Source organism: Streptomyces sp. NPDC045778 (assembly GCF_056431945.1).
Map to the genome: position 1 here is coordinate 258,753 of NZ_JBWKJZ010000008.1, position 26,476 is coordinate 285,228.

Below are 26,476 nucleotides of genomic sequence, written 5' to 3' on the forward strand. Positions count from 1 at the left end.
ACGGTCGATTCATGGAATGGAACAGTGCGACGGCTGAAGAACTCACGGCTGCCTTGCGTGCCCGTGAAGTGACATCGAAAGAACTGACGGACGAGGCGATCGCCCGCATCGAGCGGGACGACAAGGCCGTCAACGCGATCTGCTTTCCGGATTTCGACCGCGCTCGCGCCGCGGCGCGCGCCGCTGACCAGGCGCGCGCCCGCGGTGAGGACCGGCCGCTGCTCGGCGTTCCGGTGACGGTCAAGGAGTCCTACAACATGGCCGGGCTTCCCACGACCTGGGGCCTGTCTCAGCACCGGGATTTCTTCCCGCCCGAGGACGCGGTGCAGGTGTCGCGGCTCAAGGCCGCGGGCGCGGTGGTGCTCGGCAAGACGAATGTGCCCGTGGGACTGCAAGACGTGCAGAGTTTCAACGAGATCTACGGCACCACCTGTAATCCGTGGGATCACAGTCGCACCTCGGGGGGTTCGTCCGGCGGATCCGCGGCGGCCCTGGCGTCCGGATTCGGGGCGCTGTCCATAGGCTCCGACATCGCCGGTTCCCTGCGCACTCCCGCGCATTTCTGCGGCGTCTACGCCCACAAGCCGACGCTCGGCCTCGCGGCCATGCGCGGCATGGTGCCGCCGCCCGCGCCGGCCCTGCCGACCGAAGCCGACCTCGCCGTCGTCGGCCCGATGGCGCGCAGTGCCCGCGATCTCACGCTCCTGCTCGACGTGATGGCCGGGCCGGACCCGCTGACGTTCGGTGTGGCGCACACGTTGGCGCTGCCGCCCGCGCGTCACGAGCGGCTCCGCGACTTCCGGGTCCTCGTCCTCGACCAGCACCCGTACATCCCGACCGGGTCCGCCGTGCTGGCGGGCGTGCACCGGGTGGCCGATGCGCTGGTCGCCGTCGGCGCCCGGGTCGAGCGGCACAGCCCGCTCCTTCCCGACCTGGCCGAGGCCGCGAGACTCTACACGCAGTTGCTGTTCTCCAGCTCCGTCGCGCGCTTCCCCGTCGAACCGTACGAGCAGCTGCGGGCCCGCGCCGCCGGACTGAGCGCGGACGACCGGAGCCTCGACGCGACGCGGCTGCGCGCCATGCTGTTCCACCACCACGACTGGATGGAGGCGAACGGCCGGCGCGAGCTGCACCGCCACGGCTGGCGGCAGCTCTTCGCCGAGTTCGACGCCGTGGTGTGTCCGATCTCGCCCACTCCCGCGTTCCCGCACGACCACCACCCTGATCCGAGGGAGCGCCTTCTCGACATCGACGGTGTCGCGTACCCGTACTTCGACCAGCTCGCCTGGGCCGGGGTGGCCACCATGCCCGGCCTGCCTGCCACCGCTGTGCCGACGGGCCTCTCACCCGAGGGCCTGCCGGTAGGGGTGCAGCTCATCGGCCCGATGTTCGAGGACCGCACCCCGCTGCGGCTCGCGGAGCTGCTGGAGCGGGAGATCGGGGGCTTTCAGGCGCCGAGGTAGGGCGTAACACCCCTGGTGCGGGGAGCGCGCCAGGCGGGCCCGGGTGCCCCGGGGGGGGGGGCTCCCGGCGGGCCCGGGTGCCCGGGGGCGCTCCCGCACCATCGGCACTTCTTGCATTAGCCCGCGCCTGCAACTATTGTTAACGCCTGTAAGGCGCGTCTGCATCTAATGCTCGATGCGGGCGTGCGCACAGCTCCGGTGGTTCCCCCTTCCTCCGCGCCCCGGCCCCCCGACGGAGCCGTCGTCGCGCTCACGGACACCCACCCACACCCCGCGAAGGCACCCCTATGTCACTCCGCGAGATCCTCCCCGGCCGACTCGGCTTCGGCACGGCCCCGCTCGGCAACATGTTCCGGGCGATCCCCGACGACCAGGCCCGCGCCACCGTCGAAGCGGCCTGGGACCAGGGCATCCGCTTCTACGACACCGCCCCCTTCTACGGCGCCGGTCTGGCCGAGGAGCGGCTCGGCGAGGTCCTGGCGACCGAGCCGCGCGACTCCTACGTCCTGTCCAGCAAGGTCGGGCGCGTCATCCTCGACGAGCACGAGACCGACGTACCCGACTTCGGCGAGAAGGGCGGCCTGTTCGAGCACGGCAACCCGAACAAGGTCGTCCACGAATGGACCGCCGAAGCCACCGAGCGTTCCATCGAAGGCAGCCTCAAGCGCCTCGGCACCGACCGGCTCGACATCGTCTGGGTCCACGACATCGCCCAGGACTTCCACGGCGACCAGTGGCTCCAGAAGTTCGAGGAGGCCCGCACCGGCGCCTTCCGCGTCCTGTCCCGGCTGCGCGACGAGGGCGTCATCAAGGCCTGGGGCCTGGGCGTCAACCGCACCGAACCCATCGAGCTGACCCTCGACCTCGACGAGCCCCGCCCCGACGGCTTCCTCCTCGCCGGGCGCTACACCCTCCTCGACCACGAGCACGCCTTGCAGCGGCTGCTGCCCGCGGCCCAGGAGCAGGGTGTCGACATGGTCGTGGGCGGCCCCTACAGCTCCGGGATCCTCGCCGGCGGCACCCACTTCGAGTACCAGCAGGCCCCGGCCGAGATCGTCGAGCGCGTCGGCAAGCTCAAGGCCCTCGCCGAGCGGCACGGCGTCGGCATCAAGGCCGCGGCCCTCCAGTTCTCCCTCGCCCACCCGGCCACCGCCGCCGTCATCCCCGGGGCCACCCGCCCCAGCCGCATCGCCGAGGACTTGGCCGCCCTCCACGAGGACATCCCGGCCGCGTTCTGGGCGGAACTCCGCGAGACCGGCCTGGTCAGCCCGGGCGCCCCGCTCCCCCACGGCGCCTGACCGGCACACGGCGCCGGCGCACCGCCGCGCGGCGGGCCGTGTCGCCCTTGAGGCCCCGCGGGGCCTCCGCCGTGCGACGGAGGAGGTCCCGCCCCCGGGGTGACCCGACGTGAGGTGGATCCCGGCAGGGTGGAGCCATGACCACCACGACGCCTTCGCGCCCCGCCCCCGTGCCGTCCGCTTCCGCGGGGCACGGCACGACCGCGCTCGCCGTGCCCGTCTGGGCGGAGCGGGTCGCGCACACCATCCCGCTGGTGGTGCTGCCGGTCGGGATCTGGCGGCTGCCCATCGCCTTCGGGCACGGCATGGGCGGCGAGCCGCTCCCCCCTGCCTGGTACAACGTCCCCTACGTCTTCGGCCTGACGCTCCTCACCGAACTGCTCGCCCTGCTGAGCTTCGGGCTCGTCCGCCACTGGGGCGAAACCGTGCCGCACTGGATGCCCCGCATCGGCGGACGCCGCGTTCCGCCCGCCGCCGCGATCGTCCCCGCCGCCCTCGGCGGACTCTTCTTCACCGCTCTCGGGGTCCACTGGCTCTGTGAAGCCGTCACCGGCGGGCCCCAGGCCTGGCCCTACGACGCCGGCTGGGACGTGCTCGCCATGGTGGTGAGCGGGCTGATGAACCTGTGGGGACCGCTGCTGCTCGGCCTCACCTACGCCTACCACCAGCGTCGACGCTCTCAGCCCTGACCGGGGCCCCGAGGTCGCCGCACCGGAAAGGGCCTCCGGTGCGGCGACCTGGACACGGCGGCGGCGCCGGACGCGCCCCGCGCTCACAGCAGAACGCGCCTCACGCGCCCCGGCCCGCGCCTCACGCGCCCCGGCTCTCGCGCCACTCCTCCCGAGTGAGCGCGTACTCGACGGAACGGAGGTCGGTCCCCGGCGGGAACCAACTGGCGTCCGCGTCGAAGTCGCGCACGTGCCGCAGCCCGACGGCGGCCATCGTCGCCCGTGAGGCGGCGTTGCCCGCCGAGGTCATGGCGCAGATCCGGGAAAGACCGAGGTCCTCGAAGCCGTGCCGGACCAGCTCGGCCGAACCCTCGCTGGCGAGCCCTTGTCGCCAGTAGCGGCGCAGCAGCCGGTAGCCCAGCTCGGCCTGCCCCGCGGCCGGTTCCTCGTCGGCGGACCCCGGCGGACGCAGAATCCAGTAGCCGGCGAAGTCTCCCCCGACGAAACCGGCCCAGTACCCCAGACCAGCGCCCCGCTTCGCGTCCTCCAGGGCCAGGCGGTGCGCCGTCCCCACCACCTGTTCACGGCTGCGGACCCCGCCCAGATAGCGCATCACCTCAGGGTCGGCGTCCAGCTCGACCTGATGCTCGACATGCTCATCGGACAGCGGGACCAGCTGGACCCGTTCGGTACGCAAGATCACTTGGGACATGGCGCCCAGTATCTCAACAGCGCTTCACCGGAGGTGACTCACCCGCGACGTACGGGCGCGCGACCAGCGGAGGAAGGCCCTGCCCCGGGACGGGCCCCCTCGCTCCGCTTCCGCCGACCCGCTACCGCCCACCCGCTTCTGCCCACCCGCTTCTGCCCATCCGCTTCTGCCCACAGCAGACGCGACGAGCACGGGCGCCGCGCTCCGGGCAGGCTCCCCGCATGCCGAACCGCACAGGGATACGCCGACTCGACCTCGGATACTTCGTCCGGCCCGCCTCCGAAGCGGGCGGGCCGGAGCCACGGGTGGAGCCCGTGCTCGCCTATCTGGTGCGGCACGAGCGGGGCCTGCTGCTCTTCGACACCGGCATCGGCGAGGCAGGACCCGACACCGAGGCCCACTACCGGCCACGCCGCCGCCCGCTCCGGCAGGCCCTGGCGGACGCCGGAGTCACCCCGGACGACATCACGCTCGTCGTGAACTGCCATCTGCACTTCGACCACTGCGGCGGCAACCCCCTCCTGGCGGGCAGGCCGGTGCTCGTGCAGAAGGCGGAGCTGGCCGCCGCGCGCCGGGACGGCTACACCGCGGGCCACCTCGTCGACTTCCCCGGCGTGCGCTACCGAGAGCTGTCCGGCGAGGCGGAGGTCTGGCCCGGGGTGTGGATCGTCCCGACGCCCGGGCACACCGACGGGCACCAGTCGCTGGTCGTGCGCCGGGCGGACGGCGCCGTGGTCCTCGCGGGCCAGGCCCGGGACTTCGCCTCTGAGTTCGCGGGGGACCAGCTCGCCCGGCGGGCCGCGCTGGACGGCGTGGCGGCGCCGCTGCCCGCGTACCCGCCCTGGCTGGAGCGGCTCGCCGCGTTCGAACCGCGGAGGGTCTGCTTCGCCCACGACGCCTCGGTGTGGGAGCGGGCGCCGGGCCTCTCCCGAGAGCCGTGGTAGCCGTCGCGGGCGGGGCGGAGCCTCAGACCGGCTTCTCCCGGCCCTTCCAGTACGGCTCCCGGAGCCGCCGCTTGTAGAGCTTGCCGTTCGGATCGCGAGGCATGGCCGCGACGAAGTCGACGCTCTTAGGCCGCTTGTAACCCGCCAGGCGCCGCTCGCAGTGGCGCAGGATGTCCGCGGCGAGCGCGTCGTCCGCAGGCCGGCCAGGCGCGGGCTCGACGACGGCCTTGACCTCCTCGCCCCAGTCGTCGTGCGGGACACCGAAGGCGGCGGCGTCCGCGACCGCGGGGTGGGTGAGGAGGGCGGACTCGATCTCGGCGGGGTAGATGTTGACGCCGCCCGAGATGATCATGTCGATCTTGCGGTCGCGGAGGTAGAGGTAGCCGTCCTCGTCCAGATAGCCGAGGTCGCCGACGGTGAAGAAGTCTCCGACGCGGTTCTCACGCGTCTTCGCCTCGTCCTTGTGGTACGAGAAGCCGCCGGTGGTCATCTTCATGTAGACGGTGCCGAGTTCACCGGGCGGCACCGGGTCGCCCGCGTCGTCGAAGATGGCGAGTTCGCTGATCGGCCAGGCCTTGCCGACCGTGCCGGGCTTCTTCAGCCAGTCCCGGGCGGTCGCGAAGGCGCCGCCGCCCTCGCTGGCCGCGTAGTACTCCTCTACGCACTCCCCCCACCAGTCGATCATCGCCCGCTTGATGTGCTCGGGGCAGGGCGCGGCCCCGTGGATCGCGTGCCGCATCGACGACACGTCGTACGCGGCCCTGGTCGCGTCGGGCAGCGCGAGCAGGCGGTGGAACTGGGTCGGGACCATGTGCGTGTGCGTGCACTGGTGGCGGTCGATGAGGCGCAGCATCTCCTCGGGCGTCCACCGGTCCATGAGGACCAGGGGGTGTCCGATGTGCAGGGCGGCGCCCGCGAATTGCAGGACGGCGGTGTGGTAGAGCGGGGAGCACACCAGGTGCACGTTGCCGTCGAAGGGCTTGATGCCGAAGATGCCGAGGAAGCCGCCGAGGTAGGCCTCCTCCGGGGGCTTTCCGGGCAGGGGGCGGCGGATGCCGCGCGGCCGTCCCGTCGTGCCCGACGTGTAGTTCATGACCCAGCCGAGCGTCCGGTCCCGCGGCGCCGACTCGGGCTGCCCGGCCAGGAGTTCGGCGTACGGGCGGAAGCCGGGGACGTCGCCGACGGCGTAGCGGTGCGCTGTCGGGAGGCCGGCCTCGTCGGCGGCGGCCGTCGCCGCGTCGGCGAACCGCTCGTGGGCGATGAGCACCTTGGCGCCGGAGTCCGCGACGATCCAGGCGATCTCCGGGCCGACGAGGTGGTGGTTGACGGGGACGAGATAGAGGCCCGCCTGCGAGGCGGCGAGGTAGGCCGTGAGGAACTCGACGCCGTTCGGCAGGACGACGGCGAACGCGTCACCGCGCTCCAGGCCCGCCGCGCGCAGCCCGTGCACGAGCTGGTTGACGCGGGCGTGCAGGCGGCCCGCCGTCCACGGGGTCCCGTCGGGCGCGGTGAGCACGGTCCGGTCCGGGTCTGCGGTCGCCTGGGCCCAGAAGCCGTTGGGCGGGGCGCTGTCGGTCATCGGGCTGCCTCCTCGGGCGGGTTCGGGCCGGGGCGGTCGGGTTCGTACGCGATCGGGTGCGTACGAGACGCGACCAGGTTCGTACGGAGACACGACCGGGTTCGTACGGAGACACGGTCAGGAGCGCGGGGTCGGGTGTGTGCGGAAACGCGGTCAGGTCCGCCCGCCGACGCGGTCACGCACGGCCGGCGATGCGGTTGAGCCGTGTGACGGCGCGCTCGAAGCCGCTGGTCAAGTCGTCGAAGACGGCCTGGACGCTGCGCTCGGACGTCATCCGGCCGACGATCTGCCCGACGGGCGTGCCGAGCAGCGGCTCCACCTCGTACTTCTGGATGCGCGAGACAGCCTCGGCGACGAGCAGCCCCTGCAACGGCATGGGCAGCGCGCCGGGCCCCGCCGGGTCGTCCCAGGCCTCCGTCCACGCGGTACGCAGCTGCCGCGCGGGTTTGCCGGTGAGCGCGCGGGAGCGGACCGTGTCACCTGACCCCGCGGCGAGCAGCTTGCGGGTGAGGGCCGGGGAGTGCAGGTCCGCCTCGGTCGTGGTGAGCCAGACCGAGCCCAGCCACACGCCCTGGGCGCCCAGGGCGAGGGCGGCGGCGACCTGTTCGCCGCTGCCGATGCCGCCCGCGGCGAGCACGGGCAACGGCGCGACGGCCTCGGTGACTTCGGGCGTGAGGACCATGGAGGCGATCTCGCCGGTGTGGCCACCCGCCTCGTAGCCCTGGGCGACCACGATGTCGAGGCCGGCCTCGGCGTGCTTGCGCGCGTGCCGGGCGCTGCCCGCGAGCGCGGCGACGAGCACCCCCTCCTCATGGGCGCGCGCGACGACGTCCGCGGGCGGTGAACCGAGGGCGTTGGCAAGGAGTTTGATCGGGTAGTCGAAGGCGACGTCGAGCTGGCCGCGGGCGACCTGCTCCATCCAGCCGGTGATCCGCCAGCCCGCCGCCTCGCCCTCGGCCAGCTCGGGCACCCCGTGCCGGGCCAGGGTGTCCTTGACGAACTGCCGGTGGCCCTCGGGGATCATCGCCTCGACGTCGGCCTCGCTGACGCCCTCGACCTTCCGCGCGGGCATCACCACGTCGAGGCCGTAGGGCCTGCCGTCCACGTGGTCCTGCATCCAGTCGAGGTCGCGCGCGAGGTCGTCGGGCGCCGTGTAGCGCACCGCGCCGAGCACCCCGAAGCCCCCGGCCCTGCTGATGGCGGCGGCCACCGCGGGGAACGGCGTGAAGCCGAAGACGGCGTGCTCGGCTCCCAGTCGCTTGCTCAGCTCCGTCTGCATGGGCGCAGGATGCCGCAGGCGCCCGGACGACGGAAGAGATTTTCTGATGCAACGTCAGATTCACCGCGAAGACCACGTGGCTGACCGATCGGTCAGATGTCTGACCGATCGGTTAGAGTGCTGTGCGGGCGGCGCCCGATGGGACGAGGCGCCCTGGGAGGGACGAGGTGGCGGACATGGAACGCGAGCGCACGACGTGCTGTGTGGTGGGTGGCGGGCCCGCGGGCATGATGCTCGGCCTGCTGCTGGCCAGGGCCGGGGTCGAGGTGACCGTCCTGGAGAAGCACGGGGACTTCCTGCGCGACTTCCGCGGGGACACCGTGCACCCCTCCACCCTGCGCCTGCTCGACGAGCTTGGCCTGGGCGAGCGCTTCGCCGCGCTGCCCGCGCGCAAGCTCCACGAGATGCGGATGCGCATCGACGGCACGACGGTCGTAGCGGGCAGCTTGCGCGGCATCCCCGGCCGCCACAAGTACATCGCGATGGTGCCGCAGTGGGACTTCCTCGATCTGCTGGCGGGCGCGGCCGCCGAGGAGCCGGCGTTCACCCTGCGGATGCGGACGGAGGTGACGGGCCTGCGCACGGACCCCGGCGGCCGCGTCACCGGCGTGACGTTCGTGGACGAGCACGGGGGCCACGGCGAACTGGCCGCCGACCTCACCGTCGCCTGCGACGGCCGCCGCTCCCGGGTGCGCCAGGAGGCTGGGCTCACGCCCGAGTACTTCGACGTCCCGATCGACGTGTGGCAGGTGCGCGTGCCGGCACCGCGCGACGCGGTCAAGGACGGCCGCGTGTTCCTCAGCGTCCGCGACGGCCAGGTCGCCGCCACCATGGACCGCGGCGATTACTACCAGACCTCCTACCTCATCGAGAAGGGCGCGGACGCCCGGCTGCGGGCCCACGGCATCGAGTGGTTCCGGGACCGGCTCGCCACCCTGCTCGACTGGGACCGCGAGGCGCTGCGCGGGATCGAGTCCTGGGACGACGTGAAGCTCCTCGAGGTCACCATGGGCCGGCTGCGCCGCTGGTACCGCGAAGGACTGCTGTGCATCGGGGACGCGGCGCACATCATGTCGCCGGTCGGCGGCGTCGGCGTCAACCTCGCGGTGCAGGACGCGGTGGCGGCGGCCCGTCTCCTCGCCGCGCCGCTGCGCCGTGGCGACGTCGGCGTACGGGACCTGGAGCGGGTGCAGAAGCGGCGCCGGCTGCCCACGGCCGTGACGCACGCGTCCCAGCGGGGCGAGCACGAGACGCTGCTGCGGCCCGCCCTGGCCGGGACGCTGCGCGGTGACCGCCTCCCGCTGCCGCTCAAGCTGCTCCAGAAGGTGCCGCCGCTGCGGACGGTCGCCGGGTATCTGGGCGGGGTGGGGGTGCGGCCGGAGCACGCGCCGGGGTTCGCCCGCCGGTGACCGGCCGACCGCGCCGGAGGCGGACACCGCCCTCGGGCGGGAGCCGCCCCTACCGGCCCCCTTGCTCGTCGCCGCCGCTCTTGCGCAGCCGCTTCCGCAGCTCGCGCGGCCACTTGCGGGTGTCGCGCGGCTCCACGTACGGCTCCTGCGTCTCAGGCATCCCGCCGCTGATCGCGCGCTGGCGGGCCAGTTCGGCGTCGAACTCCAGGCCCAGGAGGACCGCCAGGTTCGTCAGCCACAGCCAGACGAGGAAGATGATGACACCCGCGAGTGTGCCGTACGTCTTGTTGTACGAGCCGAAGTTGGCCACGTACACGGCGAAGCCCGCGGAGGCGATCAGCCACAGGACGACGGCCAGGGCGCTGCCGGGGCTGATCCAGCGGAAGCCGGAGGAGCGGGCGTTGGGCGCGCGCCAGAACAACAGCGCGATCATCAGGACGACCAGGACGAAGAGCACCGGCCACTTCGCGATGGACCACGCCGTGACCGCCACGTCGCCCGCCCCGATGGCATCACCCGCGCGCTCGGCGAGCGGGCCCGTGAAGACCACGATCAGCGCGCTGACGGCGAGCAGCACCATCAGGATCAGGGTGAGCCCGAGCCGCAGCGGGGTCAGCTTCCACACGGGGCGGCCCTCGGCCACGTCGTAGACGGCGTTGGCCGCGCGGATGAAGGCGGCTACGTAGCCGGACGCGGACCAGACCGCCGCCGCGAGACCCGCCAGGGCCACCACACCGCTGACCCCGCCCCGGTCCTGCAACTGCCGTACGGCGTCCGTCAGCAGGTCGCGCACCGGGCCCGGCGCCAGGTCGTCGAGGTTGTCGAGCACGGTGCGCGTGGCGGACTCGCCGATCACCCCGAGCACGGACACCAGGACCAGGAGCGCCGGGAAGAGGGAGAGCACGCTGTAGTACGTCAGGGCGGCGGCGCGGTCGGGCAGGTCGTCGTCCATGAACTCCTTCACGGTGCGCCGCAGCACCGCCCACCAGGAGCGGGCGGCCAACTGGCTCGGCTCGTCCGGGGCGGCCCGCTCGACCTCCTGGCCGGGGCCGGCCTCCCGTTCCTGTCCGGCCTCGTCCGCCGCGGCGTCCGGCCGCCGCTCCCGCGGAGCGTCGGCCGTGCCGGTGGCGCGCGGGTGGTCGCCGCGCTCCGCTGTCGTCGTCTCCGGGGCCGGTTGTGGCCGCTGCCGCGCGTCGGCCACCTCGCTGTTTCGCCGGTTCACTCGCTCGTCGCCGTCTGCCATACGGGCACGGGTGTCCCGATCGCTCCCCCACCAATCCGGAATGCTCCGTCGCGTGTCGTGTACGGACGGTGTTCCGATCAGCGCCCCGGGTACCCGGCGCCGCGTCCGACATCAGCATCCGGCACGAGGAGGCACCATGGATCGGATCGACAGGCCCCACGAGACCGGCCGGGGCCGGGCGGCGGGGCCCGGTGTCGCGGGCGCCGCCCGCGAGGGCGCGGCCGACGTGCTGCACGAGTCCGCCGACCGGGGCCGGGACCTGTACGAGCGGCTGCGCGAGCAGGCCGTGGACGAGACCGAGGCGCAGCTGCGGCGCCTGGCGGACACCCTCCGCCAGCTGTCGACGGACCTGCGGCACATGGGCGAGAGCGGCAAGCCGGACTCTCCCGCGGCCTCGCTGGTGCGGCAGGTGGCGGGCGGCGGCCACCGCGTCGCCGACCGCATCGAGCACGGCGGCGCCGCCGACCTCGTCGACGACGTGCGGCACTTCGCCCGGCGCCGCCCGGGCCTTTTCCTCGTCGGTGCGGCCCTCGCCGGGTTCGCGGCCTCCCGCGTCGGCCGGGGCGCCGCGGCGGCGGGCTCGTCCACGGCGGCCGCTCACGCCGAGGCGGACGAGCCGCGTCGGGAGGTCCCCGCCGGGGAGACGTCCGGCCGGGAGGCCCCCGCCCGCGAAGTGCCCGCTCCGGCCTATCCGCCCGACCCCGCCCTGGCTCCGGGTGAGGGGCCACCGCCCATGCCGCGTCTCGGCTCTGCGACGCCGGAGCCTCCCGGCCCGACGGCTCCGCCGCCGACCGGCCGGGGGTGGTGACCGTGCCCGCACCGCACACCGACCGCCCCTCGGCCCGGCGCGCCGAGCGTCCGGAGATGCCTGGCGCGGCGGGCCGCGGCCCCGTCCCGGTCCCCGTGCACGAGCGCGACCCGGACCGCGGCCACGTACCCCCGCACCACGCGCGCGACTACGACCGCGACCGCGAAGCGTCCATCGGGCAGCTCGTCGGTGAGGTGACGAGCGACCTCACTCACCTCGTGCGCACCGAAGTCGAGCTGGCGAAGGCCGAGTTGAAGGAGCAGGGCGGGCAGGCGGGGCAGGCGGCCGGCCTGTACGGGGGCTCCGGGTACGCCATCGGGCTCGCCCTCGCGCTCGCCAGTCTCGCCGCGGTCTTCGGCCTCGACCACGTCATGGACCGCGCGTGGGCCGCCCTGATCGTCGCCGTGGTGTGGGCGGTGGTCGGCGCGGTCCTCTACGTCACGGGACGCAAGCGGATGCGCGGCGTGCAGCTCACCCCCGAACGCACCAAGGACTCGTTGAAGGAGGACGCCAAATGGGCCCGACACCCGACCAGTTGAGGCAGGAGACCGAGGAGACCCGCGCGCACCTGTCCGACAGTGTGGACCGCCTCGCCGAGCGGATCAGCCCGCCCCGTGTGGTGCGCCGCCGCACGCAGGCCGTGCGCTCCCGCGCCGCGACCGTCAAGGACCGGCTCATGGGCACCGCCCAGGCCACCACCACACAGGTCGGCGACACCGCGGGGCAGATGCCCGAGCGCGTGCGCGCCCAGACCCAGGGCAGCCCCCTGGCGGCCGGGGTGGTCGCCTTCGGCGCGGGTCTGCTGGTCGGCGCGCTGTTCCCGCCGACCAGCGCCGAGACCCGGGTCGGCCAGCGCGTGCGCGACCACTCCGATGACCTCGTGGCCCCCGTGAAGGAGACCGCCCAGGAGGCCGCCCGCGAGGCCGGGGCCCAGCTGCGCGAACCGGCCCGCGAGGCCGCGTCGTCGATCAGGGACACCGCCCAGGAGGCGGCCCGCACCACGGCCCGCCGGGCCCGCACATCGGAGTGACCACGGCACCCCTCCGCGCACCCCGTCCCGGCTCGCGGCCGGGGCCGGGTGCGCGGAGCCTTCGCGCGCCCGCGCCCGCGCTCCCCGTGGGGAGCACCGGGCGCGGCCCACTGGCACGACGCCGCCGAGCAGGCGATGCTGACCTCCAGGAGGTGCACACGCATGGGCATCGAGGATTTCGGCGGCGGCCAGACAGAGCAGTCCGACGTCTTGGTGGTGACCACCAATGACGTTCCCGGATATCAGGTGCAGCGGGTCATCGGCGAGGTCTTCGGCCTGACGGTACGCTCGCGGCACCTCGGCTCACAGATCGGCGCGGGCCTGAAGTCCCTGGTCGGCGGCGAGCTGAAGGGGCTGACCAAGACCCTGGTCGAAACGCGGAACCAGGCGATGGAACGGCTGGTGGAGCAGGCCAGGGCCCGCGGCGCCAACGCGGTCCTGATGATGCGCTTCGACGTGACGGAGGCGGCGGACGTGGGCACGGAGGTGTGCGCGTACGGAACCGCCGTCGTGCTCGCCCCCCAGGGCTAGCCGCTGCGGACCAGCCCCCGAGCCGGGGCCACGGGCGGCCGCGCCTCAGCCTTCTTCCCGGCGCCGGGCACGTCGGCACGTTCCGGTGAAGACGCGGGCGAGGTGCTCGTCCAGGGCGGCGAGGACCGCCGCTTCCGGTGTGCCGACGGGGTCGACGTGCGTGTGCAGGGCGAGCCCTTCGGCGAAGGCGACGATCCGCAGGGCCTGGCCCGCGGCGTCGACCCCCTGGGCGACCTCGCCGCAGGCGGTGCCGTTGTCGATGGCCCGGGAGACGCGTGAGCGGATCCCCGCGAGGGTCGCTCCCTGGACGGCGGCGAGGCGGGAGTGGTGCGCGGCCCGGTCCGCGAAGGCGAGGCGGACCAGGAACTCGGCGCGGCGGCCCTCGTCGAGCGGGATCAGCTCGGCCAGGGCCTGCCGCAGCATCGCGGCGATGGTGCGGCCCTCGGCCTCGCCGCGGTTCACCAGCTCCTCCACGCGCGCGCTGAAGCGCGCGTTCACGCGGGTGAACGTGGCTAGGAGCATCTCGTCCTTCGCCGTGAAGTAGTGCTGCACGAGCCCCACGGACATGCCCGCTTCGGCCGCGGTCCGCGCGACGGTCACGGCGGCCAGGCCGTCCCGCACGATCAGGCGTTGGACGGCGTCGGTGATCTGCCCGTGGCGGGCGTCATGGTCGGCGACTCTCGGCACGTGAAGAAGGTACCCTGCGCTATAACCGTACGCATATATTGCTACCGGAACGGAGGGCTTTCGATGATCCGACGTCGCTCAATCCGCTTACTGGGCCTGGCACTTGCTCTCGCCTTCCTCCTGCCCTCCGGCGTGGCCGCGGCCGGCCCGGCCGGTGCCGGCCAGGCAGAGGACAGCCGCCGTCCCGCCCGCGATCCGGACTTGCAGGCGCTGGCCGAGCGGGTGGTGGCCGCCCCGCGCCCGAACCCCGGCGCGTTCCTGCTGGCCCGCGACGGCTCGCGGACCCGCTTCGGCGCGGCCGGTGTCGCGGACCGGTCCACCGGCGCTCCGATGAGCCCGGACCTGAGGTTCCGCGCCGGAAGCCTCACCAAGACCTTCACCGCGACGGTCGTCCTGCAACTCGTGGCCGAGCACCGGCTGCGGCTCGACGACACCGTGCAGCGCCTGCTGCCCGACCAGGTCAGCGCCGGCAACGCCCTGTCCGGCGCGCCCATCACCGTCCGCCAGCTGCTCAACCACACGAGCGGCCTGTACGACTACCTCGACGGGCTGCTCCCCCGCTTCCGCGGCCTCGACCAGTACTGGCCCCGTGACCAGCTGATCGCCATCGGCCTCGGCGAAGACCGGTACTTCCCCGCGCCCGGCACCCGGTTCCGCTACTCCAACACCAACTACCTGCTGCTCGACCTGATCGTCGAACGGGTCACCGACCGCGACCTGCGCAGCAACCTCGAACGACGCATCCTCAAGCCGCTCGGCCTGCGGAACACCTCGTACCCGCTGGCGGACCCCACCATCGACGGGCCCCACGCGCACGGCTACGCGGACGTCTCCCGCCTGCTGCCGCACGTGCCGGACCCCGCCCGCTACGACGTCACCTCCCTCAGCCCGTCCGAAGCCGGGGCGTCGGGCGCCCTCGTGACCACCGCGGCCGACACCGCGCGCTTCTACCGGGCCCTGCTGCGCGGGCGCCTGCTGCCCCCGGCCGTCCTGCGGCGGATGCTCGACGACACCGTCCCCACGACCGGCAGCCCCCGCCCCGCGGTCGGCTACGGCCTGGGGATGTACGTCTACGCCACGGAGTGCGGCCCCGCCTACGGCCACGGAGGCAGCGCGCCCGGATACCTGACCTTCGCCCTCAACAGCCGTGACGGGCACGGGCAGCTCGTGGCCCACACCAACTGGAACCCCCTCGTCGACACAGGGATCGACGCGCCCTTCTGGACCGCTTTCCAAAAGGGGTACTGCGACCGCTCCCGATGACCGGAAGCCCGCACCCGACCGGTCGGCTTCAGCGCCCTGACGTAACCGGTGGGCGGTAGACGCGCGCGCCCGGATGGTCCGGCCGCCCCGGAAGCGAGGGCGTCCACCGCCGGGCCCCCGTGGATTTGGAGGATGACACGACAGCGGATCATGCTGTCCTGCCGTATCCCTCCTCCCCCACCTCGTTGCAAAGGCTCCGCTCCTGAACACCCCCCTCGCCGAAATCCTCTCCGCCACGATGCTCCTGGCGGTGCTGGCCTGCGCGGTGATCCGGCCGTGGGGCTGGCCCGAGGCGGTCGTCGCCGTCCCGGCCGCCGGGGTGGTCGTCGCCTCCGGGGCGGTCCCGCTGGACCACGTGGCGGACGAAACCGCCCGCCTCGGCCCGGTGATCGGTTTTCTCGCGGCCGTGCTGATCCTGGCCAAGCTGTGTGACGACGAAGGCCTGTTCCAGGCCTGTGGTGCCTGGATGGCCCGGCGGGCGGCCGGGAGCCCGCGCCGGTTGCTGGTGCAGGTGTTCGGCGCCGCCTCGCTGATCACCGCGGTGCTCAGCCTGGACGCCACGGTCGTCCTGCTGACGCCGGTGGTGTTCGCCACCGCGGCCCGGCTCGGCGCCCGGCCCACACCGCACGTCTATGCCTGCGCCCACCTGTCGAACAGCGCTTCCCTGCTGCTGCCGGTGTCCAACCTCACCAACCTGCTCGCGTTCGCCGCGTGCGGGCTGAGCTTCACGCGGTTCGCCGCCCTGATGGCCCTGCCGTGGCTGGTCGCGATCGGTGTCGAGTACGTGGTCGTCCGGCGGTACTTCGCCACCGACCTCGACGCCGGAGCGGAGGCGCCGCCCGCCGCGGAACCTCGCGAGGTGCCGGTGTTCGCCCTGGCCACGGTGGCCGGCACGCTGGTGGGTTTCGTGCTGACCTCGGCGGCCGGGATCGAGCCGGCATGGGCCGCAGCGGCGGGAGCGGCCGTGCTCGGGGGCCGCGCCCTGCTCCGGCGCCGCACCACTCCCAGCGCCCTGGTGCGTGCCGCGGCCCTGCCGTTCTGCGCCTTCGTCCTCGCACTGGGCGTCGTGGTCCGCGCGGTCGTCGACAACGGGCTCGCCGACGCGTTGGGCCACGCCGTACCCGACGGTACGGGGCTCGCCGCGCTGCTCGGCACCGCGGCCCTGGCCGCCGTACTAACCAATGTCATCAACAACCTTCCGGCCGTCCTGGTGCTGCTGCCGCTGACCGCCCCGGCCGGGCCCGGAGCCGTCCTCGCGGTGCTGCTCGGGGTGAACATCGGCCCCAACCTCACCTACGCCGGCTCCCTGGCCACCCTGCTGTGGCGGCGGATCGTACGCGAGCACGACAGCGACGTGGACCTGGGTGAGTTCACCCGGCTCGGCCTGCTCGCCGTGCCCGCCGCGCTGGTGCTCTCGGTGGTGGCGCTGTGGGCCTCGCTGCGCGTGATCGGAGGCTGAACGCGGTGCCGCCGGGCCGCGCGAGGAAGCCGCGCGTAGGGCGCAGCACGCTGTCGAGGCGCAGCCCGCACCGCCGCGTGCGCGACGGCCTCCGGGGTGCCGACCTCTCCGGTCCGGCGGACGTGCCCCATGAGGCAGCCGCGCTGCGTGCGGGGCATCCAGGAGGGCGTGACCATCATGATGTCCACCGGCGACTCGACCCACCTCAAGGCGGCCCTGGACACCGGTATCGCGCACCTCCGCGCGACGGCCGGCGGCCCGTCAGCGGTCTGCCGGATCATTCGATCCCGGCACGCGGAACGCGATGGGTTGCGCGGAAGCGGGTGAGCCCCCGCAGAAGCCGATGGCCCCGCGGAAGCCGGCGAGCCCTCAGTCGTCGCCCCGCACTATGTTCCCGTCAGGACTCACCTGCTCAGGACTCGCCTGCGCCGCGGGCTGAACGCTGTCGTCGGCCACGGGGCGGACGCAGGTGCGTACGCCCCTGCCGCGTAGGCGGCGGGCCGTCGCCCAGCCGGTCTCGTACAGGCGCAGGACTTCCCTCTTGCCGGTGCGCGTGGTCACGGCACGTCAACTTCTCTCTGGGTCGGAAGGCGGTCGAAGGAGCGGCAGTGCCGTCGTGGGGCGGCACCGGCTCTCCGTGGCGTGCTTTTCGGGTTCCCCGGCCCCCGGGCCGGAAACGCGGGGCACGGCAGGCCGAACAAGCCGGAGGCGGAGCATCCGGTACCGCACCCACAGCCGGTGAGCGCAGCACCGGCCAGGCCACCAGCCACCAGTGGTCGCTCCCGGGCCCTCCCCGTAGCTCACACCGGTCCCGATCGGCGGTCGATCAGGAGCGCCGCCTCCCGTGCCGCCTCCGTGAGCTGGGCTCCGACGGCTGCGGAGAGGCGGGCGACGATCGTCTCGCGGTGGCCGGCGGCGAACTGCTTCGCGAAGTCCTCGGCCGCCTTCGCTTCGAGGCGGTCCTCTTCGGCCCGGCCGCGGATCTTCTTGAGGAGGGTCTTCTCCCGGTTGAGCTTGCGCACAGGGCCTGCGATGTCGGCGCCCGAGATCCACTTCATCAGGGCGTCCTTGCCCACCCAGATGCCGATCACCACGGCCACGGCCGCCACGAGGGAGCCGATGACCCAGCCGATCGGGTTGGACGCCGCGGCCACGGCTCCGGCCCCTGCCGCGCTCTGCGACGCCGCCGAGATGACCCCGAGGGCCGCCCCCGCCGTCATGGTGGTCATCCAGGCCGCCACCAGGCCGAGGATCGTGTCCAGCGTCTCCAGGAGCGGTTCGAGGTTGACGTCGGGCCGGGGTGTCGTCGCCGCGGGGCCGAAGGGCGAGACCCGCAGCGGTTCGGTCGGGATGCCGTACCGGTGCGCGATCGCCGCGGCCTCACGGTCGATCACCGCGGTCACCTCCGCGTACCAGGCACGTGTGACCTCTGTCAGCTTCGCCTGTCCCGCGGGGCTCTTGAGGTACGCCTCGCGCTTCGCCGCCACCTCCACGGCGATGTCCGTGAGCAGCCGCAGCTCCCCCTCGCGCCACCGTACGGCGGCCGGACAGACCTGGTCGTCGACGATGCGGTCCACGGTCACCACGCCCAGGGCCAGGCCGAGGGACTCCAGGTTGTCACCGATGACGGCGGGGACACGTTCGCGGGCCAGTTCGTCCACCTCCGCGAGGAAGCCCTCGACCCGGCGGCGCGTACGGCCCGCGATGGCCAGGCCCTTGGCGATCGCGTGCTCGGGGCGGACGCCGAGCAGCACCCGGGTGCCGCCCTCCCCCGCCTCGAAGACGTCGAGGCAGATCTCCTGCGCGAACCGCATCCGGGACGCCCCGCCGGTCATCAGCACGATGTCCGGCGGCTTCCCGGTCTCCTTCACCAGCTTGTCGCGCACGCCGTCGACCGCCTCCCTGAACGCCGTGCGCCAGGACCGGCCGAGGTCGTCCAGGCGGGTGTCCAGGATGTCGTCCATCAGCGGTGGCGAGAGCCGGATGGAGACCTCGATCAGCTCCCCGGACCGGGTGACGACGTCGTCGCCGCCGAGGCGTCGCGGTCCGGGATTCAGCCGCAGTTCTTCGGGAGAGAGCCCGAAGTACCGCTCCTTGGCACGACGGCAGGCGAACTCCAGCCGCGCGCGCTGGAGCGGGTCGTGCGCGAGCGCTTCCTCCAGGAGAGCGCTGTCGCGGTGGTGGGCCACGATGCGGCGCAGCAACTCCTGCTCGATGAGCGAGGCGCCGAAACGGGAGTTCCAGTCGGCGACGGGCAGTTCGCTCATCCCGGACACGAACGTGTAGTCCGTCGTCAGGGACCCCATGTCCATCACCAGTACCGTGCCTCGCCCGGCTATGGACCCCATCAGGTCCTGCTCGGCGGCCTTGAACTCCTCCGACTCCTTGGCGTAGAGCATCGCGGCGCGCGACTCGGGCACCAACTCCACGCTCTGACCGGGGAAGAGTCCGGTCACGGTGGCGTGCAGGAGCCGCTCGTACTCCTCGTACTCCGTCTCGTCCCATCCGGACGGGACGCCGAAGACCCAGTGCAGCCGCGTCCCGGGCGTGATCTTGAGGATGCCGGAGGTCTCGACGCCGTCGGTACGTTCCGACGCGAGATCCCGGGCCACCTGCCGCAGGAACAGGTCCGTCGCCCGCCGCGTCCGCGCGTCGAGACCGGCGTGCTTGAACGCCATGTAGAACTCCGGCTCACCCGCCACGAGACCGTCCCGCGAGGCCTCGGGAACGCGGGCGAGCTGCGCGGACACCGCCGCGAAGCACTGCTCCCCGACCAGGGTCGTGGCTCCGCCGTCGTCGCCCTCCGCCCGGCAGAGGGCGACGACGGTGGGGTGTACGCGGCTCGGGGTGCGGGAGATGTCCTCCACGTGCGGCTCTCCGTCGGCGGATGACCACAGGGTGGCCACGGCGGTCTCCCCATGGCCCAGGTCGAAGCCGATGACGAGGCTCCTGTCGTCCTCCGGCGTCCGTTCCCACCTGGTCATCGGTCGCCCTCCTTGCCTGGATCACTGTTCTGAGCGGTCGTGGCGGGCAGGCGCAGGGCCCTGCCCCGTACGAGGACGCGGCGGTCGTCGCCGTCGGGGTGCAGGACGAGAGCGGGCAGGTCCGTCTCGTACCGGCACGCGGCGTCCCGCGTCACCTGCTCCACGTGGAAGGCGTCCGCCTGCTGTTCCGGTTTGACCCCCGGGTCGAACGTGAGGATCTCGATGCCCTGGGCCCGCAGGAGTTCCCGGAACACCCCGACGCGGTCCCAGACCCGTTCCGCGCGGCCCCGGTCGCGGAGGCTGACGAGGTCCTGGATGAGTTCCATCATCACGTCGTGCTCGTACCAGGGCCGGGCGGGCGGCCCGGTCGACGGGGGCTGCCTTCCGAATGCCTTCTCGACGTGGGGCAGGGCCTTGCCGACCGCGTCGAGGGCCGGGGTGGGCGAGGGACGGGGCGCGGCGGACCGTCGGGGGTCGGCGGGCGGGCGGCCCTTCCGCTTGCTCCCGCCCGACCTGAGCCTGTCGCTCCAGGTCTTGGCCTCCGCCTCAGCGGCCCGCGCTCCAGGCGCCGTCGCGGCGTGCTGGGTGAGGACCGCGCGGACCGTCTCCGTCACCGCGGTGCTCAGCGCGTCGAGTACGTGGGTGAGCTGGTAGCGGGTGTGCGGATCCAGTCGCTCCGCGTCCAGGCCGCGGCGTACGTCGTCGATCGCGTTGCCGACCGCCTGCCCGATGCCGTACGCGGGACTCAGGCTCGCGGGCGGGACCGCTCTCCCCCGGGCGGCGGCGAACAGGTCCGTCAGAGTGCGCGGGTCGAGGGGCGGGCGGCCGTCAGGGGCGGTGTCCTCAGGGTCCGCTTCCGGGGCGGGAGTTGACTCGGGGGTGCGCGCCTTGTCAGGTGTCATGGCGGCTCGGCTCCTGTCGCGGTGCGGGCGGGTCGGCCGGGGCGGCGGGGTCGCCGCTCGCCCGGCGGTGGGCCGCGGTGAGGGCCCAGGTGCGGAGTCCGGCGTCGCCCGCGATGTGGAGGTAGTGGGCGTCGGGCGAGAAGGCCAGGGCGACGGCCGTGTCCGGGTAGCCCAGGCACGTCCAGGTGCGGCGGCCCTCTGTTCTTCCCACCCAGGCATGACCGTCGACGGTGACCGCCGCGAACAGGGCTCCGTCCTGCGAGACGGCGACGGCCCGCACCTGCTGCGCGTTGGAGGGCATCAGCCTGTCGCCTTGTCCCAGATGTCCGACGAAGCCCAGGTCGTCCGAGGTCACGCCACCCATCAGGACCTCGGTGTCCGGGCCGCACGCCAGTCCTCTGATCTGCGCCGGCAGGGGCCGGGACGACCGTCGACCGCCGTCTGCGAGGTCGACGAAGTGCACGACGTCCCGACGCGCACCGCCGCCGGCCACCACGGCCCTCTTGCCGTCCGCACACACCGCGAGCACGGCCGGGCGGTGCTGGAACTCCGCGACCACCCGGTCCCCTCCCGTGGTCGTGTCGACGATCCGTAGCGTGCCGTCGCCGCACAGCGCCACGACCTCCCGCCCACCCGGCAGTTGCGCGAGGCCGAGGACCGCCGCGGGCTGCTCCGCCAGGTGTCGCAGTCGCGCCGGCGTATCGTCGCCGGCCGGGGCGGCGAGGGCGCACACGCCGTGCTCGTACCCCTCGGACCCCGACACTCCGAAGACCGGCCACGTCCCCGGGCAGGACCACGCCGCGGACAGGACCCGGCCACGGATGCGGAGTTCGGCCCTGCTTTCCCCGGTGAGGGCGTCGAGGAGCCGCAGCACGGAGTCCTCGGGGCCCTCCCGCACGGCGAGGGCCACGTGGCGGCCGTCGGGGGCGACGGCCAGGGCAGTGACGACACCGGGCGAGCGCAGGACTCCGCGTGGGCGGGGCAGGAGGTCGGCCGGGCCCGCCGGGCGCAGGGTCGTCGCCGTCCACGTGCCCGAGTACAGCGTGTCGCCGGGCCACACGTGCTGCTGTTCGAGTCGGCCCTCCGTACGCGCGTGCAGGTCGAGGAGGCTGTTGTCGGCGAGGCGGACCCGGGCCAGGGCCGTGTCGGCGCGATGGGTGGCTCCCGGGGCCACGAACCAGCGCACCAGGGTCGCCCGGCCGCCCGGCAGGGTCCAGGACAGGGGCGCGCGCAGCGAGGAGGGCTCGTCGCTCGTGACCCGCCGGTCCGGGATGCCCTCGGCCCAGCTCACGGCCCCCTCCACGACGGCGAGCACCGGATCAAGCGCGGAGCGGACCGGTACGCGGGTGCCGAGGTGCCGCTCCACGTACGGGCGTACCGACGGCATCAGGGTGCTTCCGCCGACCAGCAGGACGTCGACGTCCGCCGGATCCACTCCGGTCTCGGCCAGCAGCGTGCGACAGCAGACGACCGAGTCGGCGAGCAGTTCCTCGGTGAGCTGCGCCAGGCGCTTGCGGCTCAGGCTCTGCGGCGGCATGCCGGGGACGACGGTCTCCACGGGGCAGTCCTCGGCCGCCAGGCCGTGCTTGAGGCGGATGGCGGTGCGCAGGGTGAACCGCGCCAACTCGTCGCGGTCACCGGCTCGTCCGGGGGCCGCCCGCAGCCAGTCCTCCATGGCCGGGGCCAGGTCGCGCACGATCGCGGAGTCGATGTCCCGCCCTCCGTGGCCGTCGGCGAGGCCCGCGGTGCCGAGGAGGGTGTGCCCCTTCTCGCCGATGGCGACGAGGGCCGCGTCGAAGGTGCCGCCGCCGAGGTCGTAGACGAGCACGGTGCTGCCGGGTGGCCAGGGCCCGCCGTCGGACGGGGCGAGGGCGGCGGCCACGGGCTCTTCGAGCAGTTCGACATCGGTGAAGCCCGCTCGTTCGCCCGCGCGGATCATCGCGTTCCGCCGTCGCCCCGCGGTGCGCGCCGGGACCGTGACGAGCAGCCGTGCGGGGGCGCCGCCGGGGATCCGCTCCGTACGACGGCGGAAGGCGGCAAGGACGGCCACCGCGAGGTCCTCCGCCGTGTGGGCGCCGCCGGGGCCGCGCAGCACCGGTACGGGGCTGCCGATCTCGGGTTTGAACTCGGTGCGGAAGCAGTGCGGGCCGCCCGCCCTGCGGGCTTCCGCGACGGAGCCGACGAGCAGCCTGCCGTCGTCGTACACCGACGTGGGCCACCAGTCCCGTCCGGTGCCGGGCTCCTTCAGGAGGCGTGTCCTGCCGTCGCTGAGGAGGATCGCCGAGGACGTGGTGGTGCCCAGGTCGACCACGAGGACCGGCTCGCCGCCGGTGCGGTCGAAGGGGCCGGAGGGGTCGGGGAGGTCCGTGGCGCCGGGGAGGCGCGCGGGCTCCGGCTCGTCGTCGCCCGCGGGGACGTCGTCGAGGAGCGCCCGGGCCCGCCGCAGCCGGTGGTACACGTCGTCGTAGCGGCGCTTGAGGACGTGGGCCACGGCTCTGTCGCCCGGTCCCTGCGGGGGCCGCTGGCCGTTCCAGTGGGCGAGGCGGTCCAGCGCGGCGCGCTCCAGTGCGGCCAGGCTCGTGTCCGGCGGCAGGCCAAGGCGGGCCGCCACCGTGGTGCCGTGTTCGCCGGTGACGCGTTCCAGTTCCCGTGCGGCGTGCTCGGGGAGCCGTAGCCGTCCTGTGTAGTGCCGCAGCAGCAGGTCGAACTCCATGAAGGCGGGTTCGGAGTGCTCGAGGCCGGTGATCGCCTCCACCGCGCGGACGACGAGGTCGCGGTCCCGGTCGGACGTGTCCGGTGCGAGGAGAGCCGGCAGGCCGCGTATCTCCTCGATCACCCTGGCCACCTTGATCAGGCCGCTGCGGGCGGCGAACCGCTCCGTCAGCTCCTCGCGCAGCGCGGTGATCCCACTGCGTCGTTCCAGTTCCCTGCGCAGCACGGCGGGCCGGTCCACGCCGTCCCGCAGGAGACGGCAGGCCAGGGACACCCCGTACGGGGTGAACAGTTCGGCCAGGCGCCGCCGCCGGTCCGCGGGCAGGGGCAGGTCGGTGGCGGACACGAAGCCGGACAGATGGCCGAGCCTCAGGTCCAGTTCGCCCGGGGGCACGTCGGCGAGTGCGTGCAGCGCCTCGAAGTCGTCCTCGTGGTCGAACACCGCCGCGCCCGCCGCCAACAGGCTGCAAAGAGGGCGTACGTCGTGGAACATGCGCGCGGTGTGCGCGGACGCCATGATGCGGCGGGCGTGCTTCCGCGCGGTGTCGCGGGGGTCGTCGACCGGCTGCCCGATCTCACCGGGCCACAGCAGTTCGACCTTCGTCAGGACGCCGATGGAGGTGACGGGCGTCGGCGTGAAGCCGGTGCCGTCGGCGTCGTGGAACCGGCGCAGCACATCGGCGTCGGGCGCGGTCACATCGCTGTTGAGGACGGCTATCACGGCGTCGGCGCCACGGAGCCCGGCGGCCGAAGAAGCGGCCACCGCGTCCCGGTCGACGCCCATGGCGCGCATCGCCTCCTGGGTGTCCTGCGCGTAGGGCGAGTCGAATCCCGGCGTGTCGACGAGGTCGAACCGCCGCAGACAGGCGTGCGGACCGAAGACCTCGACGAAGTCGACGGGGCGCGGTTCCGCCGGCCCGTGCCCCCGGGCCGTGAACTCGTCGATCCGGCCCAGGCCTTCGAGGTGCGTGGGCGGCCCGTCCTTGTGGTGGACGGTCAGGGCCGTACGGTCCCCGTGGCGCAGCACGCTGACCACCAGGGTGAGCGGGGCGCTGCCCGTGAGCGCGACGGGGGCGCCGATGAGCGCGTTGACCAGGGTGGACTTGCCGGAGCTGACCCGCCCGGCGACCGCGATCCGCAGCGGGGCGGTGAGCTTGGGCAGCTGGGCTTCGAGGAGTGCGCGAGGGCGCCGCGTGCCCGTGGTCACGGGGATCCGGCCGAGCGCGTCGCGCACGGCTCGCTCGGCTCTGTGCCGAAGGGTCATGGGTGCGTCCCCGTCCGTCTTGGGTGGCGGTGCCGCGTGCCGGGGCGGGCCCGGCCCGGCAGGCGTACGGCACCTGCGTGTTCAGCCCGACCGCTCAGCGCGGCGACGGCCCGCGACGGGGCCCGCGTCAGTCGTCCCCGGCCGCCGCGAGGCGGCCGCGCAGCTCGTCGACGAGGCCCGTGAGGTCCCTTTCGATCCGCCGCAGGCCGTCGCGGCGGGCGGCCAGCGGCGCGAGGGCCGCGTCGGCGTCACGGCGGGCCGCTTCCAGCGCCGCGGCCACTTCGGCCGTGGCCGTCTCGCACTCGGCCCGGCGCTGTGCGATCCGGTCGCGCAGCTCGGCCCGCGCCCGGGCGCCGTAGGCCTGGACGAGGTCCTGTACGGCCCCGTGCAGGAAGTCCCGCTGCTGTGCCTCCCACGGCGCGAACAGCTGGTCGAGGGCCGCGATGTGCTCGGTCTGCGTCGCCTTGCGGGTCTCGCGGATCTGCCCGGTGAAGGCGAGGACCGCGCCGACCAGGCCGCCGACGACGCGCCCCGCCACGACGCCCGGGGTGGGCGCGCGCGAGCCCTCGCCCTCCGTCACCGACTGGAGGACGCCCTTCACCACTTTGACCGTACGGCTGCCGCCGGGGAGCGAGAGCTGCACGGCCTGGTCCCAGGCGATGGCGCCGACGACTTCGCCCCTGGCCACGCCCAGCTGCGCCCCGCGGGCGGCGGCGTCGAAGGCCGTCATGAGGCTGGTGACGGCGCTCGGCGCGGCGGTCGCGGACGGCGCGGGTACGGTCAGCGGATCCGGCAGGGGCGGCAGCGGCAGGTCGGTGAACACCGGGCTCCGCAACCGGATTCCGCCGCGCTCGGCCACTCCCTCGCACGCGGCCCCGGTCAGGTCGGACGCCGAGCGCCCCAGCTGCCCGGCCAGGACGGCGAGCTTTCCCGCCAGCTCGTCGAGGACGGCCTGGGGGTCTTCGAGGAAGGCGGCGTCGCTCCGGTAGCGGGCCCGCAGGTCGCGCCAGGCCTTGGCGAGCGCGGTGTCCGCGCGGACCCGCAGCGCCGCGGTGACGTCGGCCAGGGCCGTGTCCAGGTCCGCCGGCCAGGTGGCGGAGCCCTCGCCCAGGCGCCCTGCTTCGGCACGCCGCGCGGCCGCGGCCGCGGCCAGCTTGTCGCGGGCTGCCGCGTCCCGGGTCTCCAGGACCGTGATGGCCTCCTCGACGGGTTCGAGCAGGCCCTGGACGACGGAGTGCAGTTCGGCGAGTGCCGCGCCCGTGCGCAGCCGCAGCCGGGCGCGGGCGACGGCCTCCCACAGGCGCGCCTCCAACTCCTGAAAGCCGGTGAGGCTGCCGGCCGGCGGCTCGGCTCCGGTGAGCTGGAGCAGGCGGCTGCGGCTCGACACGGCGAGGACCGCGGACCGCGCGTCGAGCCCCGGAACCGCGAAGAGGCGGGCGCGGACGTCGTCGACCGCCCGGTCGGGGTCTGCGGCCTGGTCGGCCTTCGTCACGGCGAACAGCAGCCGCTCCGGGCTCTCGTCGGCGCCCAGGGCGTGCACCACCCGCTCGACGAAGGCGATCTCGGACGGCAGCGGCGGCCGCATGGCGTCGATCACGTACAGCACGAGGTCGGCCTGGGGCAGCACGCCCAGGGCGGCGGCCGTGTGACCGCGGTGCACTCCTCCGATGCCTGGTGTGTCGACGAAGACGACGCCGTCGCGGAGCTTGGCGTTGGGCGTGCGGATCGAGGCCGTGCGCACCCGCTCGGCGTCGGCGTCGGCGGTGCCGTCCTGCACCTCGGCCTCGCAGATGTGGGCGCGCAGTGCCTCGCGCCCCACGTCGCGTTCCTCCGTGGCGCCCTCGCCCGGGGCGGTCAGCTCCACGGTGATGGTCTCCCGCGCGCCCCACCGCACCGAGGTGAGCACCCGCGTCGAGACGTACGAGTCCACGGGGAACAGCGTCGCGTCCTCCAGGAGCGCGTTGAGCAGCGACGACTTGCCGCTGCTGAACTCGCCGAGGACCACCACGGTCAACTGCGCCTGCCGCGCCCGCCGTTCGACCTCGTCCAGGCGTACGGTCAGGTCGCGTCTGCCCGCTTCGAGCGCGCACCGCGCCACAGCGGGGACCAGAGCCGTCATTCGCTCGGTGAGATCGTCCTTGTCGCGATCGGTGAGATCGTCCTTGTTGCAATCGGTGAGATCGTCCTTGTCACGCATGGGAAACGCCCCCCTACGGCCGATCGGGCTGAAGCCGCACACCC

21 protein-coding genes and 1 pseudogene are annotated in these 26,476 nt (G+C 73.8%); 12 read left to right on the forward strand and 10 right to left on the reverse strand.

Translation table 11 applies throughout. The annotated features are described in order from the left end of the window. Positions 1 to 11 precede the first annotated feature (11 nt). The 3 genes from AC07GB_RS13525 (at position 12) to AC07GB_RS13535 (ending at position 3,450) form a co-directional block, all read left to right on the forward strand. Positions 12 to 1,463, forward strand: a complete 1,452-nt coding sequence (locus AC07GB_RS13525) for an amidase (RefSeq protein WP_478844745.1) — start codon at positions 12 to 14, stop codon at positions 1,461 to 1,463. A gap of 287 nt (positions 1,464 to 1,750) precedes the next feature. After that, positions 1,751 to 2,761 (forward strand): aldo/keto reductase, encoded by a 1,011-nt coding sequence (locus tag AC07GB_RS13530; RefSeq protein ID WP_478844747.1) that lies wholly within the window; start codon positions 1,751 to 1,753, stop codon positions 2,759 to 2,761. A gap of 137 nt (positions 2,762 to 2,898) precedes the next feature. Continuing rightward, on the forward strand, positions 2,899 to 3,450 hold the full coding sequence (locus AC07GB_RS13535) for a hypothetical protein (protein ID WP_478844749.1): 552 nt from the start codon (positions 2,899 to 2,901) through the stop codon (positions 3,448 to 3,450). 121 nt (positions 3,451 to 3,571) lie between these two features. On the opposite strand, the gene AC07GB_RS13540 is transcribed toward AC07GB_RS13535, so the two are convergent. Then, entirely contained in the window at positions 3,572 to 4,141 is a 570-nt protein-coding gene (locus AC07GB_RS13540; RefSeq protein ID WP_478844751.1) for a GNAT family N-acetyltransferase, read from the reverse strand. 221 nt (positions 4,142 to 4,362) lie between these two features. Between AC07GB_RS13540 and AC07GB_RS13545 the strand changes: the two genes are divergently transcribed. Beyond that, a complete protein-coding gene (locus AC07GB_RS13545; protein ID WP_478844753.1) occupies positions 4,363 to 5,085 on the forward strand; it encodes an N-acyl homoserine lactonase family protein in 723 nt (240 codons plus the stop codon). Positions 5,086 to 5,107: 22 nt separating this feature from the next. Here AC07GB_RS13545 and AC07GB_RS13550 read toward each other — a convergent pair whose 3' ends face one another. Together AC07GB_RS13550 and AC07GB_RS13555 are read right to left on the reverse strand one after the other, a co-directional pair. Beyond that, a complete protein-coding gene (locus AC07GB_RS13550) occupies positions 5,108 to 6,664 on the reverse strand; it encodes an acyl-CoA synthetase (protein ID WP_478844755.1) in 1,557 nt (518 codons plus the stop codon). Between the two features lie 175 nt (positions 6,665 to 6,839). Next, entirely contained in the window at positions 6,840 to 7,943 is a 1,104-nt protein-coding gene (locus AC07GB_RS13555; protein WP_478844757.1) for an NAD(P)H-dependent flavin oxidoreductase, read from the reverse strand. Positions 7,944 to 8,119: 176 nt separating this feature from the next. On the opposite strand from AC07GB_RS13555, the gene AC07GB_RS13560 reads away from it, so the two are divergent. Further along, complete coding sequence (locus AC07GB_RS13560; protein ID WP_478844759.1) at positions 8,120 to 9,352, forward strand: FAD-dependent oxidoreductase; 1,233 nt, start codon at positions 8,120 to 8,122, stop codon at positions 9,350 to 9,352. Positions 9,353 to 9,401: 49 nt separating this feature from the next. Here AC07GB_RS13560 and AC07GB_RS13565 read toward each other — a convergent pair whose 3' ends face one another. Continuing rightward, entirely contained in the window at positions 9,402 to 10,595 is a 1,194-nt protein-coding gene (locus AC07GB_RS13565) for a YihY/virulence factor BrkB family protein (protein ID WP_478844761.1), read from the reverse strand. A 136-nt stretch (positions 10,596 to 10,731) separates the two neighbouring features. Between AC07GB_RS13565 and AC07GB_RS13570 the strand changes: the two genes are divergently transcribed. From AC07GB_RS13570 to AC07GB_RS13585, 4 genes are all read left to right on the forward strand, one after another. Beyond that, complete coding sequence (locus AC07GB_RS13570; RefSeq protein WP_478844763.1) at positions 10,732 to 11,403, forward strand: hypothetical protein; 672 nt, start codon at positions 10,732 to 10,734, stop codon at positions 11,401 to 11,403. Between the two features lie 2 nt (positions 11,404 to 11,405). Continuing rightward, on the forward strand, positions 11,406 to 11,942 hold the full coding sequence (locus AC07GB_RS13575) for a phage holin family protein (protein WP_478844765.1): 537 nt from the start codon (positions 11,406 to 11,408) through the stop codon (positions 11,940 to 11,942). Further along, the gene (locus tag AC07GB_RS13580) at positions 11,918 to 12,433 is read left to right on the forward strand and encodes a DUF3618 domain-containing protein (protein ID WP_478844767.1); all 516 of its coding nucleotides are present in this window, start codon (positions 11,918 to 11,920) and stop codon (positions 12,431 to 12,433) included. The genes AC07GB_RS13575 and AC07GB_RS13580 overlap by 25 nt, the downstream gene beginning before the upstream one ends. 162 nt (positions 12,434 to 12,595) lie before the next feature. Beyond that, positions 12,596 to 12,964, forward strand: a complete 369-nt coding sequence (locus AC07GB_RS13585) for a YbjQ family protein (protein WP_478844769.1) — start codon at positions 12,596 to 12,598, stop codon at positions 12,962 to 12,964. 45 nt (positions 12,965 to 13,009) lie between these two features. Here AC07GB_RS13585 and AC07GB_RS13590 read toward each other — a convergent pair whose 3' ends face one another. Further along, positions 13,010 to 13,651 (reverse strand): TetR/AcrR family transcriptional regulator, encoded by a 642-nt coding sequence (locus AC07GB_RS13590; RefSeq protein ID WP_478844771.1) that lies wholly within the window; start codon positions 13,649 to 13,651, stop codon positions 13,010 to 13,012. Positions 13,652 to 13,714: 63 nt separating this feature from the next. Here AC07GB_RS13590 and AC07GB_RS13595 point away from each other — a divergent pair, with 63 nt between their 5' ends. The 3 genes and pseudogenes from AC07GB_RS13595 to AC07GB_RS13605 form a co-directional block, all read left to right on the forward strand. Beyond that, positions 13,715 to 14,914 (forward strand): serine hydrolase domain-containing protein, encoded by a 1,200-nt coding sequence (locus AC07GB_RS13595; protein ID WP_478844773.1) that lies wholly within the window; start codon positions 13,715 to 13,717, stop codon positions 14,912 to 14,914. Positions 14,915 to 15,116: 202 nt separating this feature from the next. Further along, entirely contained in the window at positions 15,117 to 16,373 is a 1,257-nt protein-coding gene (locus tag AC07GB_RS13600; protein ID WP_478844855.1) for an SLC13 family permease, read from the forward strand. Between the two features lie 128 nt (positions 16,374 to 16,501). Then, positions 16,502 to 16,700, forward strand: a pseudogene (locus tag AC07GB_RS13605) (hypothetical protein); the annotation flags it as partial. Between the two features lie 42 nt (positions 16,701 to 16,742). Here the strand turns inward: AC07GB_RS13605 and AC07GB_RS13610 are convergent. The 5 genes from AC07GB_RS13610 to AC07GB_RS13630 form a co-directional block, all read right to left on the reverse strand. Continuing rightward, a complete protein-coding gene (locus AC07GB_RS13610) occupies positions 16,743 to 16,934 on the reverse strand; it encodes a hypothetical protein (protein WP_478844775.1) in 192 nt (63 codons plus the stop codon). Between the two features lie 239 nt (positions 16,935 to 17,173). Continuing rightward, complete coding sequence (locus AC07GB_RS13615; protein ID WP_478844777.1) at positions 17,174 to 19,357, reverse strand: Hsp70 family protein; 2,184 nt, start codon at positions 19,355 to 19,357, stop codon at positions 17,174 to 17,176. Beyond that, a complete protein-coding gene (locus tag AC07GB_RS13620; protein ID WP_478844779.1) occupies positions 19,354 to 20,259 on the reverse strand; it encodes a hypothetical protein in 906 nt (301 codons plus the stop codon). The genes AC07GB_RS13615 and AC07GB_RS13620 overlap by 4 nt, the downstream gene beginning before the upstream one ends. Next, a complete protein-coding gene (locus AC07GB_RS13625; protein ID WP_478844781.1) occupies positions 20,249 to 24,235 on the reverse strand; it encodes an Hsp70 family protein in 3,987 nt (1,328 codons plus the stop codon). The genes AC07GB_RS13620 and AC07GB_RS13625 overlap by 11 nt, the downstream gene beginning before the upstream one ends. Before the next feature lie 127 nt (positions 24,236 to 24,362). Then, on the reverse strand, positions 24,363 to 26,432 hold the full coding sequence (locus tag AC07GB_RS13630; protein ID WP_478844783.1) for a dynamin family protein: 2,070 nt from the start codon (positions 26,430 to 26,432) through the stop codon (positions 24,363 to 24,365). Positions 26,433 to 26,476 lie beyond the last annotated feature (44 nt).